General features: G+C 38.0%; 1 protein-coding gene. It reads right to left on the bottom strand.

Features of this window, described 5'->3' with window-relative positions:
* Window positions 1–460, bottom strand: a 460-nt coding sequence (locus KIV40_RS31500) for an ATP-binding cassette domain-containing protein (protein WP_285353237.1), incomplete at its 3' end; no start/stop codon positions are given.
* Between the last annotated feature and the right edge of the window lie 910 nt (window positions 461–1370).

Raw genomic sequence — 1370 nt, forward strand, 5'->3', positions numbered from 1 at the left:
ATTGGTGTGGATACTGTTTAAGACGGTTTTCCGGCTGAGGGATACCCACTTGATTCATCAAATCCAGCGAGCGTTGATAGGCTTCTTCATCCGACACCTTCATATTGGCGTGGATGGTTTCTTTCAACTGCTGTTCTACCGTGAACAGCGGGTTAAGAGAGGTCATTGGATCTTGGAATATAAATCCAATCTTAGAACCGCGAACTTTACGCATTTCTTCTGGCGATAGGCCTGACACCTTCTCACCATCTAGGAAAACTTCACCACTCGCAATGCGACCTGGAGGGCTCAATAGATCAATAACCGCGTTACCCACGGTTGATTTACCCGCACCAGACTCACCAACTACACCCACGATCTCACCACGTTCAATATTGAACGACAGTGACTTCACCGCAGCGTGTACACCATGACGAGATGGGTATTCGAGACGAAGATTTTTTACTTCTAAAAGTGACATTACCAGACCTCTACTGCTTTGGCAGCTTTCTGCCCTGTCTGCAAAATTGAATCCATTCATACCAGAATAATGTTCTGATATTTTATACGGTTCACAATTTGGCAAATAATTCACAGAAAAGCAACAAAAATAGGATAAAAAGTCGACATTAAACGTCAAGCAAGCAAAAACACCATATAATTATTCACTTGATAAGCATATAGTAAGAGAAAAACAGCATTTATTTCGTGTTATAAAAGCCAAGCAAAAGCCTTTATCCATATGCTTGTATAAGATTTACCTCCCGTTAAAGCACTTTTCCCTTTTAGTCATTTTATTTAAATAATTATTCCACAAAAACATTAACAATATAGAAACATACGCTATTTAATTCAAAAATAACCACTATTTCATCCAAAAATCATCACAAAAATAGAGGTTTAAACCAGAATTTATTTACAGAATTGATAGTAAGAGTTATTGATCAAAGGCAGGGATATTTCGGGGAAAATTGGAGATTAGTAGGAAAAATCCCCGAGGAAGATCTTAATGCTTTTACCTCAATGAGGTTGCGATGAACACTCATTTTCACAAGATGTCCCCTCAATAAGGTTTGGTGATAAATTATTCGTCAAACTAAGATAAAACGTATTTTCCTAGTCCGATATTGGGTAAAAGAAACAGTGATGTTTGATATTAGTGCAGTTTTTCATAAATCTCTTCAATGGATTAATTTCCAGAGCACTCATTTAGGGCAACAGGCCCACATTCTTAGTTCTTCATATGCTTTTAGGGGATAAGCACAAAAACTCACAACTAAACCGACATGACCGCTATAAAATTACTCTATGAGACCACAACCACCGGTTACCAAATTATCTAAACTCCAGATGCAAAAAAGCCCCGTCATTTCTGACGAGGCTTTCTTATA

The organism is Vibrio sp. D173a (assembly GCF_030248475.1).